Below are 15,969 nucleotides of genomic sequence, written 5' to 3' on the forward strand. Positions count from 1 at the left end.
GTGAGTACCAATCCGTTCGACGATGACAATGGCAGCTTTTTCGTCTTGATCAATGACGAGGAGCAGCACAGCCTGTGGCCGGCGTTCGCCGATATTCCAGCCGGCTGGCAGATGGTTTACGGGGAAGCCGATCGCGCCGCGTGCCTGGAGTACATCGAACAGAACTGGGCTGACATCCGTCCGAAGAGTTTGCGCGAGAGGCTGGTAAGCCGTGGTTTTGATCGTTGAACCGTGCGGGCGACCGACAGATCCCGACGCCCAGGAATATCCGCTGACGCGCGGGCAGCTCGACATTTGGCTTGCGCAGGAATCGGGTCAGTCTGGTACGCAATGGCAGCTCGGCCTATTCGTGAAGATCGAGGGCGCGGTAGACCGTGATGCCCTCGAGTGGGCGATCCGCCGGGCGGTGCAGGAGGCCGAACCGGGTAGGGCCGCCATCTTCGAGGTGGATGGCCGGGTTTTCCAACGGGTGATGGATTATCCGGATGTCGAGCTGGCCTTCTATGACCTGACCGGCTCGGACCATGCCGTGCAGGAAGCCCATGAGATAGCGTCCTCGATCCAACGCACGCCGATGCCGTTCAGCGGCCCGCTGTTCAAATTCGCGCTATTTCGGGCGCGGCTCGATGAATTCTATTTGTTCGCGTGCAGTCATCACATAGTCGCGGACGGATCCGGCATTGCGCTGGTAGGCCAACGGGTTGCATCCGTCTACTCGGCAATTGTTTCTGGCGCGCCGATCCCTCCCTCCGTTTTCGGCTCGTTACAGGACCTGGTTGACTGCGAGTCAGAATACGAAGCGTCCGACGATTTCCTCGACGACCAGGCCTATTGGGCTGAAAACCTTCCAACGGAAAATCAATCGCATTATCGGTTGCCCCAAGCCGCGGGCGAACATGATCCGTATCGTCCGTCCGCGCCGGTCAAGCTGGATGCAGCGGTCCTTCGCCGGGTTGATGACTTGTCCCGAGCATGGAACGTGCCGCGATCATCGGTCATCACAGCGGCGTGCGCACTTTTGGTGCGTGGGTGGTGCGCCGAGGACTCAGAGGTGGTGCTCGACTTCCCGGTCAGCAGGCGAGTAGGTCCGGAGTTGAAGACGCTTCCCGGGATGGTGGCCGGGGTGGTGCCGTTGGTGTTGCGGGTTTCGCCCGAATCGACGGTTGCCGAATTTGGTGCCCAGGTTGACACCCGAATAAGGGAAGCGCTGCGGCATCAGAGATTTCCGGTGCAGGCTCTTGAGCGCAAAATCCATACCCGCGGCTCGGGGCAGTCAGCAGATAGGGTGAGCGTCAATTTCCTCCCGTCAAGTTTCACGCTGTCCTTCGGTGGTATGACGGCATCGGCGTCATATACCAACCTTGGCCACCGGGGCGGCTTTGGCTTGGTCTTCTCCGGCGACGGAGACCAGCTCTCTCTCGGCACGGTCGGCGCCGGGCAGCTGAATTCGAATTCTGACCTCTCCGATTTAGCGGGACGGTTGCAGCAGCTGTTGGTTGCGATGACCGCCGATCCGGGGCGACGGCTCTCGTCGGTGGATGTGCTGAACCCCGGTGAGTACGCCCGCCTGGATGAGTGGGGCAACCGAGCGCTGTTGACCCAGCCCGCACCGCAGCCGGTGTCGATTCCGGTGGTGTTTGGCCACCAGGTGGCCCGCGCTCCCGAGGCGGTGGCGATCAGCTTCGAGGGCGGCGGCCTGACGTATCGGGAACTCGAGGAGGCCGCGAACCGGTTGGCGCACCTGCTGATCGACCGGGGTATCGGGCCGGGGCAGTGTGTGGCGTTGCTGTTGGAACGCTCGGCCCAGGCCGTCGTGGCGATGCTCGCGGTGCTGAAGACCGGGGCGGCTTACCTTGCGATCGACCCGGCGCTGCCGGCGGCCCGGATCGGGTTCATGCTCAGCGACGCCGCCCCGATCGCCGTCATCACCACCGCGGACCTCCGCCTTCGGTTGGACGGGTGCGATCTGGCGGTCATCGATATGAACGATCCCGCGGTGGACACCCAATCCAGCGCGGCGCCACCGGCGCCGGACCCGGAGGGCATCGCTTACCTCATTTACACCTCGGGAACGACAGGTGTCCCCAAGGGTGTGGCGGTCACCCACCGCAACCTGACCCATCTGGCGGACTCGCAGCCCTCAGACCTGCCGCCGGCGCAGGTGTGGACGCAATGCCACTCCTATGCCTTTGACTTCTCGGTGTGGGAGATCTGGGCCGCACTGCTCGGTGGCGGCCGGCTGGTGGTCGTACCCGACGAGGTGGTCGGCTCCCCGGATGACTTCCACGCGTTGCTGGTCAGTGAACACGTCAATGTGCTCACCCAAACCCCGTCGGCGGCGGCCGCACTGTGCCCGCAGGGGTTGGAGTCGGTGGCCTTGCTGCTCGGCGGTGAGGCCTGCCCGGCCGAGGTGGTTGATGCGTGGGCGCCAGGCCGGGTGGTGATTAACGCCTACGGCCCCACCGAGGCCACGGTGTACGCGTCGTTGAGCGCGCCGCTGTCGGTCGGGGCCGGTGTGGTGCCGATCGGTGCGCCGGTGTCGACCGCGGCGCTGTTCGTCCTCGACGAGTGGTTGCGTGTGGCGCAGCCGGGGGTCGTCGGCGAGTTGTACGTGGCCGGTCGCGGCGTGGCGTGTGGGTATGTGGGCCGGGCTTCGTTGACCGGGTCGCGGTTTGTGGCATGTCCGTTCGGGAAGCCCGGGGCGCGGATGTATCGCACCGGGGATCTGGTGCGGTGGGGCGTTGATGGGCAGCTGCAGTATCTGGGCCGCGCCGATGAGCAGGTCAAGGTCCGCGGGTATCGCATCGAGCTCGGTGAGATCCGTGCGGCTTTGGCCGGGCTGGATGGGGTGGAGCAGGCGGTGGTGGTTGCCCGTGAGGACCGCCCGGGCGATAAGCGGCTGGTGGGCTATGTCATCGGGACCGCCGATCCGGCCGAGCTGCGTCTCCGGCTGGCCGAGCGGCTCCCGGAATATATGGTCCCGGCCGCGGTGGTGGTGATCGACGCGCTGCCGTTGACGGTCAACGGCAAACTCGATACCCGCGCGTTGCCGGCACCCGAGTACGCCTCGGGCGATGGCTATCGCGCCCCGAGTACCGCGACCGAGGAGATCCTGGCGGGCATCTACGCCCAGGTACTCGGGCTCGAACGGGTCGGGGTTGACGACTCCTTCTTCGACCTGGGCGGGGATTCGCTGTCCGCGATGCGCCTGGTCGCCGCGGTCAACGCCGGCCTGGATGCTCACCTGGCGGTGCGCACCGTATTCGAGGCGCCTACCGTTGCGCAGTTGGCGCCCCGCATCGGTGCCGATGGGGCCGGGCTGGAGCCGTTGGTGGCGGTTGAGCGGCCCGCGGTGGTGCCGTTGTCGTTTGCCCAGCAGCGGTTGTGGTTCATCGACCAGTTGCAGGGGCCTTCACCGATCTACAACATGGCGACGGCGTTGCGGCTCAGCGGGCGGCTCGATGCCGACGTGTTGAGTGCGGCATTGGCCGACGTGGTGGGCCGCCACGAGAGCCTGCGCACCCTGTTCGCGGCACCCGAGGGCATACCCCAGCAGGTGGTTATTCCCATGGAGCGGGCCGACTTCGGCTGGGACGTCATCGATGCCACCGGCTGGCCGGCAACACAGCTGGATGAGGCCATCGAGGCGATGGCTTCCCACGCGTTTGATCTGACCACCGAAATCCCAATGCGGGCAATGCTTTTCCGCCTCGCCGACGACGACCACGTGCTGGTGGCCGCGGTGCACCATATCGCCGCCGACGGCTTGTCGATGGCGCCGCTGGTGGCTGATCTGGGGATGGCCTATGGCAGCCGGTGTGCGGGGCAAGCCCCCGACTGGGCGCCGTTGCCGGTGCAGTATGTCGACTACACGCTGTGGCAGCGCGCGCAGTTCGGTGATCTGGCCGACACCGAGAGCCCGATCGCCGCCCAGCTGGCCTATTGGGAGCAGGCCCTGGCCGGGATGCCTGAGCGGCTGGCGTTGCCCACCGATCGGCCCTACCCGTCGGTGGCCGATTACCGCGGGGCCAGTGTGGCCGTGGACTGGCCGGCCGGGCTGCAGCAGCAAATTCGTCGGGTGGCCCGCGAGCACAACGCGACCAGCTTCATGGTGATCCAGGCCGCGCTGGCGGTGTTGCTGGCCAAGCTCAGCGCCAGCAGCGATGTGGCGGTGGGGTTCCCGATCGCCGGGCGCGGTGATCCCGCACTCGATGAGCTGGTGGGCTTTTTCGTCAACACCTTGGTGCTGCGCGTCGATGTGGCCGGGGATCCCAGCATCGCCGACGTACTGGCCCAGGTGCGCGGGCGCAGCCTGGCCGCCTACGAACACCAGGACGTGCCCTTCGAGGTGCTGGTGGAGCGGCTCAACCCGACTCGGTCGCTGAATCACCATCCGCTGGTCCAGGTGATGTTGGCCTGGCAGAACTTCGCCGGGGACCCCACCGGGCTGGCGTTGGGCGATGTGCAGGTCAGCCCGGTACCGATGGACACCCGCACCGCCCGCGTGGACCTGACGTTCTCGTTGGGCGAACGCTGGAGCGAGGCCGGTGAGCTCGCCGGGATCGGCGGGACGGTGGAGTTCCGCACCGACGTGTTCGACACCCAAAGCATCGAAACGCTGATCGAGCGGTTCCAGCGGGTGCTAGCGGCCTTGACCGCCGATCCCAGCCGGCGGTTGTCGTCGGTGGATGTGCTCGATACCGATGAGCACGCCCACCTGGACGAGATCGGTAACCGGGCGGTGTTGGCCCGGACGGCGTCAACCGCGGCGTCAATTCCCGCGGTGTTTGCCGCTGAAGTCACGCGTGCGCCCGAAGCGCTGGCGGTGACCTTCGAAGACCACTCGATGAGCTACCGGGAGCTCGACGAGGCGTCGAACCGGATGGCGCACCTGTTGGCCGGCCTGGGCGCCGGCCCAGGGCAGTGTGTGGCACTGCTGTTGCCGCGGTCGGCCGAGGCTGTCGTGGCGATAATGGCGGTGCTCAAAACCGGGGCGGCGTATCTGGCGATCGACCCGGCTGTGCCGATGGCCCGGATCGAGTTCATGGTTGCCGATGCCGCACCGATCGCCGCGATCACCACCACTGGGCTGGCCAACCGGATCGACGGCCGTGGCCTGCCGGTCATTGATGTCGATGACCCTCGCATCGCCGGCTACCCGTGCACGGGCTTGCCGGCGCCGGCCCCCGAGGCGATCGCTTATCTGATTTACACCTCGGGCACCACCGGTGTCCCCAAAGGTGTGGCCATCCCGCACCACAACGTGACCCGGCTGCTGATGGCGCTAAACGCCGACCTGGAACTGTCTCCGGGGCAAGTGTGGTCGCAGTGTCACTCGTTGGCCTTTGACTTTTCGGTGTGGGAGATCTTCGGTGCGCTGCTGCATGGCGGCCGGCTGGTGGTGGTGCCCGATGCGGTGGTGCGCTCGCCGGAAGACCTGCGCGCGTTGCTGATTGCCGAACAGGTCGCCGTATTGAGTCAGACGCCGTCGGCGTTTTATGCGCTGCAAGCCGCCGATGCGCGGGCAGACGAGTTGGGATCTCAGCTGAAGCTGCAGACGGTGGTGTTCGGCGGCGAGGCGCTCGAACCCCAGCGTCTTGGGACGTGGCTGCGCAAGCACCCGGGGTCGGCGCGGCTGATCAACATGTACGGGATCACCGAGACGACGGTGCATGCCTCGTTCCGTGAGATCGGCGTGGCCGACGTCGACCGCAATGTCAGCCCGATCGGGGTGCCGTTGGTGCATCTTGGCTTTTTTGTGCTGGATGCGTCGTTGCATCCGGTGCCGGCCGGGGTGGTCGGGGAGTTGTATGTCGCCGGCGGCGGGCTGGCCTACGGATACGTGGGCCGGGCTGCTTTGACCGGGACGCGGTTCGTGGCCTGCCCGTTCGGGGATTCCGGGGCGCGGATGTATCGCACCGGGGACCTGGTGTGCTGGGGTGCCGATGGGCAGCTGGATTATCTGGGTCGCGCCGATGAGCAGGTCAAGATCCGCGGCTATCGCATCGAGCTCGGCGAGATTCGCGCGGCACTGGCCGCCCTGGATGGGGTGGAGCAGGCGGTGGTGGTCGCCCGCGAGGACCGCCCCGGCGACAAGCGCCTGATCGGCTACATCACTGGAGCCGCTGACCCGGCCGACATTCGGGCCTGGTTGGGTCAGCGGCTCCCCACCTACATGGTGCCCGCGGCGGTGGTGGTGATCGACGCGCTGCCATTGACGGTCAACGGCAAACTGGACATCCGCGCGCTCCCGGCCCCCGAATACACCGAGGGTGACCGGTACCGCGCCCCGGTCACCCCTACCGAAGAGACCTTGGCCGCCATCTACGCCCAGGTACTCGGGCTCGAGCGGGTCGGTGTCGATGACTCCTTCTTCGACCTGGGCGGGGATTCCCTTTCGGCCATGCGGGTGATCGCCGCGGTCAACAGCGCCCTGGATGCTCACCTTGCGGTGCGCACCGTGTTCGAGGCGCCCACCGTTGCCCAGTTGGCGGAACGTATCGGCGTCGATGGGGGCGGGCGTAAGCCGTTAGTGGCCGTGGAGCGGCCGCCCGTAGTGCCGTTGTCGTTTGCCCAGCAGCGGTTGTGGTTCCTCGACCGGTTCGAGGGCGGGGTGGCGACCTACAACATTCCCACCGCGTTTCGGATCAGCGGGGCGCTCGATGTCGAGGCGCTGGGCGCGGCTATCGATGATGTGATCGTGCGCCACGAATCGCTGCGCACCATATTTCCCGACATCGATGGTGTGCCGGTGCAGCAGGTGTTGCCGGCCGAGGCGGGGATGTGGCGGCGCGGGGACGCGGCGGTGGTGTCGTTGACCGAGCAGGATCTGGTCGGCGAGCTGGCGGCGCTGGCCGGGTACCGGTTTGATTTGGCAACCGAGATCCCGATTCGGGCCCAGATCTATGCGGTGGGCCCCGAGCAGTATGTGGTGGGAATTGTGGTGCACCACATTGCTTTTGATGGCTGGTCACTGGCCCCGATGGCCAGGGATATCGGCGAGGCGTATCGGGCGCGGCGGCAGGGTCGGGCCCCGCAGTGGGCGCCGTTGCCGGTGCAGTATGCCGATTACACACTGTGGCAACAGGATTGGTTGGGCGCCGAGTCCGACCCCGACAGCGTGATCGCCGGGCAGCTGGCCTATTGGCGGCAGCAGTTGGCCGATCTGCCCGAGGTGGTGTCGCTGCCGACGGATCGGGCGCGCCCGCAGGTGCCCAGTTATCGCGGCGATGAGGTGGAGCTCAGCATCGACCCGCAGAACTGGGCCGGGGTCAAGGCGTTGGCGGCGGCCCATAACGCGACGGTCTCGATGGTGTTGCAGGCGGCCATGGTGGTGGTGTTGCACCGGGTGGGAGCCGGCGAGGACGTGGCGATGGGCGCGCCCATCGCCGGGCGGATGGATGCCGCGCTGGATGAGCTGGTCGGGTTTTTCGTCAACACCTGGGTGTTGCGGGTAGGGGTGAGTTCGGCGCAGCGGTTCAACGAGGTGCTCGAGCAAGTGCGCCAGCAGGCGCTGGATGCCTACAGCAACCAGGATGTGCCGTTCGAGCTGCTGGTCGAGCAGCTCAACCCGGTGCGCTCGGCGTCGCATCATCCGCTGTTTCAGGTGCTGTTGGTCTTCCAGAACAATGCGCGCCCCGAGATGACGCTGGAGGGGGTCAGCGTCGAGCAGTTGGCGGTGTTTACCCGCACCGCCAAGTTCGACCTGGACATCGAGCTGAGCGAGGTGCCCAGCGCGGACGCGGGTGCGCCGATGGCCACCGGGCTGATGATGTATGCCACGGATTTGTATGACCGGTCCACCGTCGAGCGGTTGGTCGGGTGGTTCGGCCGGGTGATCGAGGCGGTCGTGGCCGATGCCTCGGTGGCGGTGGGCGAAGTGTCGCTGCTGGATCGCGGTGAGCGTGATCTGGTGCTGTCGGGCTGGTCGGGTGCTGGAGTGACCGCGCCAGTGGGGGTGGCACCGGCGTTGCTGACGGCCGCGGTGGCGGCCAACCCGGACGCGGTGGCCGTCATCGACGGTGGTCGAGCGGTGTCGTATGGCGAGCTCGATGCGTGGTCGACGCGGTTGGCGCGGGTGCTGATCGAGGCCGGCGTGGGTCCCGAGCGCGCGGTGGGCGTGGCCATGGATCGGTGTGTGGAGTTGGTCGTGGCCTGGTGGGCAGTGGTCAAGGCCGGCGGAGTGTATGCGCCGATCAACCGTGCCCATCCGGTGGAGCGCATCGCGGCGGTGCTTGACGCGGTCGGCGCGGTGTGCGTGTTGAGCTGCGGCGCCGACACCGTTGATGGGGCCGGGGCGCGGCCGGTGCTGCGCATCGATGATCTGGATGTGTCCGGGTACCGCGCGGATCCGATTACCGACGCCGACCGGCTGGCGCCGTTGGGGGCGGATAACGGCGCGTATGTGATCTTCACGTCGGGGTCCACCGGTGTGCCCAAGGGGGTGGCGGTCAGCCACGCCGGTCTGCTGGGTTGGGCTGCGGCGCAAGGCGAGATGTTCGGGTTGGGTGGGGATGCACGGGTGTTGATGGTGGCCGCGCCCACCTTTGATGCCTCGGTCGGTGAGTTCTTGTGGGCCGTCGAGTCCGGGGCGGCGTTGGTGGTGGCTCCGGCGGGGGTGTACGCCGGGGATGCGTTGACGGCGTTGCTGCAGGACCAGCGGGTCAGTGCGGCGATTTTGACTCCGACGGTGCTGTCGTCACTGGATCGGGCCCGGCTGGATGGGCTGGACACGGTGATCGCTGTGGGGGAGGCCTGCCTCGACGAGGTGGTGGCGGCCTGGGCGCCGGGTCGGCGGATGTACAACGGCTACGGCCCCAGCGAGACCACCATCTGGGTTACCTGCGCGCAGCTGGTCGCGGGTCAGCCGGTGCGCATCGGTGCCCCGCTGGCCGGGGTGTGTGCGCTGGTGCTCGATGCGCAGCTGAACCCGGCCCCGGCTGGCGTGGTAGGCGAGTTGTACCTGGCCGGGCCGGTGGTGGCACACGGTTACGTGGGCCGGGCCGGGTTGACCGCGGAACGGTTCGTGGCGAATCGTTTTGGGCAGCCCGGGGCGCGGATGTATCGCAGCGGGGATCTGGTCCGCTGGACGGCTGAGGGCACCCTGGATTACTTAGGTCGCGCTGATAGTCAAATCAAACTGCGCGGGCAGCGCATCGAGTTGGGCGAGATCGAAAACACCCTGCTGGCCTGCCCGCAGGTCACCCAGGCCGCGGCCAGCGTGCACGAGAGCGACACCGGTCCGCATTTGATCGGCTACGTCACGTTGGGGCAGACCAGTACCGCCGACGACGACGCCGAAATCGTCGAAGAGTGGCAACAACTGTACGACGACCTGTACGACGCAGAGGTCGAGGTGCCGGGATTCGGGATGGACTTCCGCGGCTGGAACAGCAGCTACACCGACGAGCCGATTCCGCTCGAGGACATGGTGGAGTGGCGTTCGGCCACCGTGAACCGGATCAACGCCCTGCGGCCGCAACGGGTTTTGGAGATCGGCGTGGGTTCGGGGCTGCTGTTGTCGCAGATCGCCCCGGACTGTGTCGAGTATTGGGGCACAGACTTTTCCGCGCCGACGATCCAGACGCTGCAGGCAGCGGTGGCTGAGCAGTTGTGGGGTAACTGGGTGCAGCTCCGGGTGCAGCCGGCGGACGTGGCCGACGGGTTGCCCGAGGGCCATTTCGATGTGGTGGTGCTCAACTCGGTGGTCCAGTACTTCCCGAGTGCGGGGTACCTGCGCGACGTGATGGCCGTGGCGATGCGGTTACTGACGCCGGGTGGGGCATTGTTCATCGGCGACGTCCGAAACCACAGCCTGCAGGGCGCGTTTCAAACCGGGGTGGCCCTGGCCCGCACCGACACCGCCGACGCCGCCGAAATTCGCCAACGAGTTCAGCGTGCCGTGCTCGGCGAGCCCGAATTGCTGCTGGCCCCAGAGTTTTTCACCACCTGGGCCGGCGACCACCCGTCGTCGGCCGGACTGGAAATCGAAGTCAAGCGCGGGATGGCCGACAACGAACTCAACCGGTACCGCTACGACGTCGTCGTCTATAAATCCCCCGCACCTGTGCGCTCATTGGCCGGCGCAGACAGCTGGGCGTGGACCCACTGCGCAGGCCTGGACGGGTTGCATACCCGGTTGATGTCTGAGCGTCCGGGCGCCATTCGTGTCACTGGCGTTCCCCGCGCCGGAGTGATCAGCGACGTCCACATCGAACACGCCCTGGCCGCCGGGCTGCCCCTAGCCGACGCGCTGGCCCACGCCGACGGCGCCGATGCCGTTGTCCCCGAACAACTGCACGGCCTTGGTGAGACCGCCGGATATCACGTCGCGGTCACCTGGGGCGCTCAACCCGGCACCCTGGATGCCGTCTTCATCTCGGCAGCTGACGCTGAGCACACCCCACCGCTGACCGGTCTATATATGCCACCCGATGGGGTCCACCAACGCAGCACCCACGCCAATGACCCCCAGACCAACACCAAAATCACCGCGGTGCGTCAGCAGTTGAGCGCGTGGTTGCCCGAATACATGGTGCCAACCCACATTGTGGTGCTCGACGAGTTCCCGATGACGTCCTCGGGCAAGATCGACCGTAAAGCCTTGCCGGCACCCGTGTACCAGGGTGCGGATCGTTACCGCGCCCCGTGTACCCCCACCGAGGAGGCACTGACCGGCATCTACGCCCAGGTGCTGGGGATCGACAAGGTCGGCGTCGACGACTCGTTTTTCGACCTGGGCGGGGATTCGCTGTCGGCGATGCGGGTAATCGCCGCGATCAACACCGGTCTGGATGCCGATCTTTCGGTGCGTGCACTGTTCGAGGCGCCTACGGTTGCCCAGTTGGCGCTTCGTATCGGTCAGGGTGGGGGCCTGGAGCCGCTGAAGCCGGTGGAGCGGCCGGCGGTGATTCCGCTGTCGTTTGCCCAGAGCCGGATGTGGTTTATCCACCAATTGCAGGGACCTTCACCGCTTTACAACGTGGTGGTGCCGTTGCGGCTCAACGGACGTCTTGATGCCGAGGCGCTGGGTGCGGCGCTGGCCGATGTGGTGGACCGCCATGAGAGCCTGCGCACCCTGTTCCCTGCGATCGATGGCGTGCCCCACCAGCTGGTGGTGGGCGCCGAACAAGCCGACTTCGGTTGGCAGGTTGTGGATGCCACCGGGTGGCCGGCAGACCGGCTGGGTGAAGCCGTCGGCGCCGCGGTGCACCACGGCTTTGACCTAGCCACCGAGATCCCGTTGCGGGCACGGCTTTTCCGCGTCGCCGACGACGAACACGTGCTGGTGGCCGTGGTGCACGAAATTGCCGCCGATGGCTGGTCGACGACCCGGCTGGTGCGTGACCTGGGTGTGGCCTATGCCAGCCGGTGCGCGGGGCAGGCCCCGGGCTGGGCGCCATTGCCGGTGCAGTATGTCGATTACACGCTGTGGCAGCGCACGCAGTTTGGTGATCTCGACGACAGTGACAGCCGCATCGCCGCGCAGCTGGCCTACTGGGAGCAGACGCTGGCCGGGATGCCCGAACGGACGCAGCTGCCCACCGATCGGCCCTACCCGCCGGTGGCGGATCACCGCGGCGCTCGGGTGGCGGTGGACTGGCCGGCGCACCTGCAACAGCAGATTGCTCGGGTGGGCCGCGAGCACAACGCGACCGGTTTCATGGTGACCCAGGCCGCGCTGGCGGTGTTGCTGTCCAAGCTCAGCGCCAGCACCGATGTGGCGGTGGGGTTCCCGATCGCCGGGCGCCGCGATCCCGCACTCGATGAGCTGGTCGGGTTCTTCGTCAACACCTTGGTGCTGCGCGTCGATCTGACCGGCGATCCCACCGTGGCCGAACTGCTGGCCCAGGTACGAGCACGCGGCCTGGCCGCCTACGAACACCAAGATGTTCCCTTCGAGGCGCTGGTGGAGCGGCTCAACCCCACCCGATCGTTGGCCCATCACCCCCTGATCCAGGTGGTGTTCGCCTGGAACAACTTCCCCGGGCAAGTCGATGACTCCGAGACCGGGCTGAGCTTGGGTGATCTGCAGATCACCCCGCTGGGCGGGGATACCCAGACCGCGAAAATGGATGTGGTCTTTTTCCTCAAGGAATGCTGGACGGAGGCCGGTGCGCCCGCCGGGATCGGCGGGACGGTGGAATTCCGCACCGACGTGTTCGACACCGACACCATCCAGGCGTTGGTTGAGCGGTTGGAGCGGGTATTGGTGGCGATGACCACCGACCCAACCCGGCGGCTCTCGTCGGTGGACCTGCTCGACGAGGGTGAGCATGCCCGGCTCGATGAGATCGGCAACCGGGCGGCGTTGACCGAGTCGGTGATCACGCCGGTGTCGATTCCGGTGCTGTTCGCCGCGCAGACGGCCCGCGCCCCGAAGGCGTTGGCGGTGACCTGCGAAGGCCGCTCCATCACGTATCGCGAGCTCGATGAGGCGTCGAATCGGTTGGCGCACCTGCTGGCCGACCAGGGGGTGGGCCCGGGAGCGTGTGTGGCGCTGCTGTTTTCCCGTTCCATCGAGGCGATCGTGGCGATGTTGGCGGTGCTCAAGGCCGGGGCGGCGTATCTGCCGATCGACCCGGCGGCGCCGGCGGAGCGGATCGGATTCCTGCTCGACGATGCTGGGCCGATCGCCGCGATCACCACGGCGGACCTTCGGGCGCGGCTGGACGGGCGCGAGCTGCTGGTCATCGATGTCGATGACCCCCGCATGGACACCCAGCCGTGCACGGGCTTGCCGGGGCCGGCCCCTGACGATATCGCCTACCTGATCTACACCTCGGGCACCACCGGGGTGCCCAAGGGAGTGGCGATCACCCATCACAACCTCACCCAGCAATTGGAATCATTGAATGCCGGACTGCCGCCGGGACGGGTGTGGACGCAGTGCCATCCCTATGTCTTTGACTTCTCGGTGTGGGAGATCTGGGGCGCGTTGTTGCACGGCGGGCGTCTGGTGGTGGTGAGCGAGTCGGTGACTGGCTCACCGCAAGACTTTCACGCCTTGATGGTTGCTGAGCAGGTCAGCGTGTTGACCCAGACCCCGTCGGCGGTGGCGGCGTTGCCGGTCGAGGGGTTGGAGTCGGTGGCACTCCTGGTGGGTGGTGAGGCGTGTTCGGCCGAGGTGGTGGACCGGTGGGCGCCGGGGCGGGTGATGATCAACGCCTACGGCCCGACCGAGGTCACGATATATGCGGCGATGAGCGCGCCGCTGGCGGCGGGGTCCGGTGCTGTGCCGATCGGTGCGCCGGTGGCCGGCGCGGCGTTGTTTGTGCTCGATGACTGGTTGCGCCCGGTGCCCGCCGGGGTGGTCGGGGAGTTGTATGTGGCCGGTGGAGGGCTGGCGTGTGGGTATGTGGGTCGGCCTTCGCTGACCGGGTCGCGGTTTGTGGCCTGCCCGTTTGGGGAGTTCGGGGCGCGGATGTATCGCACCGGGGATCTGGTGTGTTGGGGTGCTGATGGGCAGCTGCGGTATGTGGGGCGTGCTGATGAGCAGGTCAAGATCCGTGGGTATCGCATCGAACTCGGGGAGATTCAGGCCGCGCTGGCCGGGCTGAACGGGGTGGAGCAGGCGGTGGTGATCGCCCGTGAGGACCGCCCGGGCGATAAGCGCCTGGTGGGCTATGTCACCGGGACCGCGGACCCCGCCGGGGTGCGAAGTGCGCTGGCCGAGCGGCTCCCGGAATATATGGTGCCGGCCGCGGTGGTGGTGATCGATGCGCTGCCGCTGACGCCCAACGGCAAACTCGATACTCGCGCCCTGCCGGAACCGGGGTACCAGAATGCCGGTTATCGCGCTCCGGCTAGCCCGGTCGAGGAGATCCTGGCCGGCGTGTTCGCCGAAGTGCTGGGGATCGACCAAGTCGGTGTTGACGACTCGTTCTTCGATTTGGGCGGGGACTCGCTGTTGGCGATGCGCCTGGTCGCCGCGATCGAGATGGGTCTGGATGCCGATCTGTCGGTGCGCACCGTGTTCGAGGCGCCCACGGTTACCCAGTTGGCGCTGCGTGTCGGTGCCGATGGGGGTGGGCGCGAGCCGTTGGTGGCGGTTGAGCGGCCCGCGGTGGTGCCGTTGTCGTTTGCCCAGCAGCGGTTGTGGTTTATCGACCAGTTGCTGGGGCCTTCACCGATCTACAACATGGCGGCCGCGTTGCGGCTGGGTGGGCGTCTGGATGCCGAGGCGTTGGGTGCGGCGCTGGCCGATGTGGTGGCACGCCAGGAGAGCCTGCGCACCCTGTTCCCGGCAGTCGAGGGCATCCCGCAGCAGGTGGTGATCCCGGCTGAGCGGGCCGACTTCGGGTGGCAGGTCATCGATGCCACCGGCTGGCCGGAAAGCCGGCTGCAGGAGGCCATCGGCGCCACGGTGCGTCATGCGTTTGATCTGGCCACCGAGATCCCGTTGCGGGCGCGGCTTTTCCGCGTCGCCGACCACGAGCATGTGCTGGTGGCCGTGATGCACCATATCGCGGGCGACGGCTTGTCGATGGCCCCGTTGGTTGCTGATCTGGGGGTCGCCTATGCCAGTCGGTGTGCAGGCCATGCCCCGGGTTGGGCGCCGTTGGCGGTGCAATATGCCGATTACACGCTGTGGCAGCGCGCGCAGCTCGGTGAGGTGGCCGATGCCGACAGCCGCATCGCTGCGCAGCTGGCTTACTGGGAGCAGGAGCTGGCCGGGATGCCCGAGCGGCTGGCGTTGCCCACCGACCGGCCCTACCCGCCGGTGGCCGATTACCGCGGGGCCAGTGTGATGGTGGACTGGCCCGCCGAGCTGCAGCAGCAAATTCGTCGGGTGGCCCGCGAGCACAATGCGACCAGCTTCATGGTGATCCAGGCCGCCTTAGCGGTGCTGCTGGCCAAGCTCAGCGCGAGCTCGGATGTGGCGGTGGGGTTCCCGATCGCCGGGCGTGATGATCCCGCGCTCGATGGGCTGGTGGGTTTTTTCGTGAACACCTTGGTGTTGCGGGTCGACCTGGCCGGTGATTCCACGGTCGCTGAGCTGCTGGCTCAGGTGCGTCAGCGCAGCCTGGCCGCCTACGAGCACCAGGACGTGCCCTTCGAGGTACTGGTGGAGCGGCTCAATCCCACCCGAGCCCTGAATCATCACCCGCTGGTGCAGGTGTTGTTCGCCTGGCAGAACTTCGCCGTCGACGACGGCGCCCCCGCCGGGTTGGGTTTGGGTGATCTGCAGGTCACGCCGTTATCGGCGGACACCCAGGTCGCCCGCATGGACGTGACGTTTACCCTGGGCGAACGCTTCAGCCAGGCCGGTGAGCCCGTCGGGATCGGCGGGTCGGTGGAGTTTCGCACCGATGTCTTCGACGCGGCCAGCATCGAGGCATTGATCGCGCGGTTGCAGCGGGTGTTGGTGGCGATCACCGCCGAGCCGTCCCGGTTGTTGTCGTCGATCAATGTGCTCGATGAAACCGAGCAGGTCCGGCTGGAAGAGCTTGGTAATAAAGCGGTTTTGTCCAGCCCGTCGAGCGCTCGGGTGTCGATTCCGGAATTGTTCGCCACCCACGTGAGCCGCACCCCGGACGCGTTGGCGCTCGTGTGCGAGGGCCTGTCGGTGACTTACCGCGAGCTCGATGAAACCTCGAATCGGTTGGCGCATTGTCTCGCGGCTGCGGGCGCGGGTCCGGGACAGACTGTGGCACTGCTGTTTTCGCGGTCGGCCGAGGCCATAGCGTCGATCCTGGCGGTGCTCAAGACCGGGGCGGCCTATCTGCCGATCGATCCCGCGCATCCAGCGACCCGGATCGGGTTCGTGCTCGCCGATGCCGCGCCGGTCGCCGCGCTCACCACCACCGAGCTCGCCGACCGGCTCGACGGGCATGACGTGGCGGTCATCGACGTCGACGACCCCCGGATTGACACCTATCCGTGCACGGGTTTGCCGGCGCCGGCCCCCGACGACATCGCCTACCTGATTTACACCTCGGGCACCACCGGGGTGCCCAAGGGTGTGGC

2 protein-coding genes (1 of these 2 cut by a window edge) are annotated in these 15,969 nt (G+C 67.0%); both read left to right on the forward strand.

Features of this window, described 5'->3' with window-relative positions:
* Entirely contained in the window at positions 1 to 228 is a 228-nt protein-coding gene (locus tag MTY59_RS19625; RefSeq protein ID WP_221042620.1) for an MbtH family protein, read from the forward strand.
* Positions 212 to 15,969, forward strand: the 5' portion of a protein-coding gene (locus tag MTY59_RS19630; protein WP_221042621.1) for a non-ribosomal peptide synthetase. The gene runs 5,233 nt beyond the window's last position; the window shows 15,758 of its 20,991 coding nt (coding positions 1-15,758); its start codon is at positions 212 to 214; its stop codon lies beyond the right edge, outside the window. The genes MTY59_RS19625 and MTY59_RS19630 overlap by 17 nt, the downstream gene beginning before the upstream one ends.

The sequence above is a fragment of the Mycobacterium senriense genome, from assembly GCF_019668465.1.
Taxonomy (GTDB): domain Bacteria; phylum Actinomycetota; class Actinomycetes; order Mycobacteriales; family Mycobacteriaceae; genus Mycobacterium; species Mycobacterium senriense.